Origin of the sequence: Paraburkholderia sp. UYCP14C (assembly GCF_004197395.1) — a bacterium.
Lineage (GTDB): Bacteria > Pseudomonadota > Gammaproteobacteria > Burkholderiales > Burkholderiaceae > Paraburkholderia.
Map to the genome: position 1 here is coordinate 1 of NZ_SELS01000190.1, position 2,856 is coordinate 2,856.

The window sequence follows — 2,856 nt, forward strand, 5'->3', positions numbered from 1 at the left end:
ACTCGATGCCGGCATTATCTCAGACCCGCAACACAACCATCAGGCCCTATCTGCTGAAGACCCTGCCGAACAAAGTCACCTCACGGTCAAAATGACGGCCGGCGAATAGCTCGTCCAGACTCTTCAGCTTGTTCATCCCGGCTCCTCAAATCGGTCAAGGCGACACTCTAACCGATCCTTGAGCGCTATTTGCACCACAACCATTTCGACCACGCTACCTATTTGCACCGGAGCCCCAACTCATGCATTTCATGAAACATAAGTGTTCAGGCAAAACGGATTTCAAATTCCGAACCATAGCCGCCGAGCAGTTTGGCGATCTCTGTATCGATCGTTTCCTTCGTCCAGTTGACGAAACGCCGCCAGTTGTCTGGCGTCAACTAGAACTACCGTCGGCGACAACTAAAATTGCCGCCCTATGCCGTCGCTGCGGCTGACGCTGTCGGCTTCGCACCGGCAGCTCTTGCCCGATAGCTCTCGACACCCATCAAGTCGAGGACGACGCTGTGGTGCACTACGCGATCGATCGCCGCAAGCGTGGTCATCGGGTCTTTAAAGATGCGTTCCCATTCCGAGAACACGAGATTTGTGGTGATGACGATGCTCTTTCGCTCGTAGCGCTCGGCGAGCAACGTGAACAACACCTCCATTTCATCGCGGTCGTGCTGGACGTAGCCGATGTCGTCAAGAACCAAACATTCAAAGCGGTCCAGCTTTGCCAATTCCTGCGGCAACCGGAGGTCGCGCTTTGCCGCGAGCAGCCGCTGCACCAGGGCACCCGTGGGAGTGAACAGCACTGGATAGCCCTGTTCGACGAGCGCGTGACCTAAAGCGCTGGCAAGGTGGCTTTTCCCTGCGCCAGGCCTGCCGACGGCCACCACATTGATCGCGTCCTTGAGGAAGCCTCCGCTGCGCAACCGCTCGATTTGCATGCGCGTCGCCGGATCAAACCGATCCAGGTTGAGAGTCCGGAAGGTTTTCTCCGGAAGCAGTTCGGATTGCCTCAAGAGCTGCTCAATCCGGCGAGCCGCCTTCGCGGCGCGCTCAATGCGGGCGAGTTCGAGCAGGAATGCTTCGTGGGTTAGCCCTTCTTTCGCTGCACGCAATGCCGTGTCTTCCACGGCCGCCGCCATGGCACCGAGATTGAGCGCACGAAGCGACGCCAGCAGTTCTTCTCGTGCGTTATGCATGGCTGCTCCATGAGGGAATCAAGACGTCGTAATCGCGCAAATTGATAGCGGCCTTGCCGATCTTCGGAATTGGCGTTGCTGCAGAGCTTGTGACGAGCTCGCGTACCGCTTCGAGCGTTGGTGTACGCCCGGCGGCCAACAGATAGCTGATTGCCCGATCGATTTCCGCTTCCGATGTGCTCGCGGCCAGGTGCAGCAGACGCAGGTACTCGCGGTCAGCTTTGGTCGGTGTTGCGGCAAGCAGTGCGTCGTACGCCCGGCGGAACGTGGTCGTCGGAAACAGTTCATCCCGGTAACAGTAGGCGGCAAACGCCCCGGGCTTCCGAACGAGCGACCAGATGAGATGCCGATAGTCGATCCGGCGCTGGTTGCGCCCGCTCAGGCGCGGCAGCACAAGAACGTGTGCCGGTCCGTGGTAAAGCTCCAGGCTCTCCGAGCGGATACGCACTTTCAGCTTCGCCCCAATCAGCCTTGACGGAACAGAGTAGTGGTTGTTGAGCACTCGAATCAAACTGAAGCGGGAGACCCGCACCATGACCTCACGTGTAAAGTCCAGCGGCACCTCGGGCAGCGGTCTGAGCGCTGTCCGATCCGTCTCGAACCGTTGCAAGCGGGTGAGGTTGCGTTGCCGAACAAGCTCGGCAAGGAAATACTCATAGTCGCTGCGCGTTTCGAAGTCCCGCGTGCCGCGAACACGTAGCGCCTGATCGACGGCCTGCTTGAACCGGAAATGCGATTGTTCGACGTCACCGTTCTGGTTAGCGCACCCGGCCGTGTTTGCCGATGGCTGCATCCCGTAATGTGCGAGCAATGCCCGATAGTTTTGTGTGAACTCGTGCATACCCTCGCGATCAAGGTCACGTACGGCTGCCGTCAGATTGTCGGTGCGGTGCAACTCAGGTACTCCGCCGATCTGCCACAGGCATGCTTCCAGTCCTTCGGCCAGCGCCTCGAAACTCTCGGAGAAGCAGACACGCACGGCCTCGACGTTCGAGTACGTCAGCACCAGGTGGTAGACAAGGTGCGAGAACGCGGTACCTGCGATCGTTACCCTCAGGCTATTCATCGACGTGAAGTCGGATTGAGCCATGCGCCCGGGAATGTGCTCCTGAGCAAACATGACCTCCTGCTCAGGGCCATGACGAACCCGCCACGCCTGAATGTGCCGCTGCAGCGTACGCAGTTGGCCTTCCTGATATCGACCCGGAAACGCCTGACACAGCAGCGCGAACAGCGTCTTGGCCTGAAGCGCCGAATCCCGCTTGAGCTGTTCCTCGACCCATGCCCAGTCGAGGCTGAACGGATTCTCCCGCGTTCGATGCGTGCGAGGCTTCTTCATCTGACTGGGTAACTGCCCAGCACGCTCATATTTGCGGGCCGTGCGCTCACTCATCCCCGTACGCGCCGCAGCCAGCTTCTGGCTCACTCCTTTCTGCCGTTCTTCTCGCAACAATTTGATTTCTCCGTCTTTTTTCATGCCGGCTCCGCAAGGAGCCGCATGATAACGGCGGACCAAACTTCAACAGTTCGGCCGCCGGAAACCGGCAAATCTAGTTGTCGCTACCGGCAGAAGTAATTGTCGCCAGACAGCCAGTGATACTTGGCGTGTTTCCAGACGATTTCAATCAGGTTCAGCTCAGGACTGTACGGCGGCAGATAGAAGAGC

At 58.6% G+C, this 2,856-nt stretch carries 2 protein-coding genes and 1 pseudogene; all 3 read right to left on the reverse strand.

Annotated features, from left to right (window positions below; translation table 11 throughout):
- Positions 1 to 416: 416 nt before the first annotated feature.
- Positions 417 to 1,190, reverse strand: coding sequence for an IS21-like element helper ATPase IstB (istB, locus tag EVC45_RS44060; protein WP_129964293.1), 774 nt, complete (start codon positions 1,188 to 1,190; stop codon positions 417 to 419).
- The gene (istA, locus tag EVC45_RS44065) at positions 1,183 to 2,667 is read right to left on the reverse strand and encodes an IS21 family transposase (protein WP_129964294.1); all 1,485 of its coding nucleotides are present in this window, start codon (positions 2,665 to 2,667) and stop codon (positions 1,183 to 1,185) included. Before istA ends, istB begins: the two co-directional genes overlap by 8 nt.
- Positions 2,668 to 2,759: 92 nt before the next feature.
- Positions 2,760 to 2,856 (reverse strand): annotated as a pseudogene (locus tag EVC45_RS48160) (transposase); the annotation flags it as partial.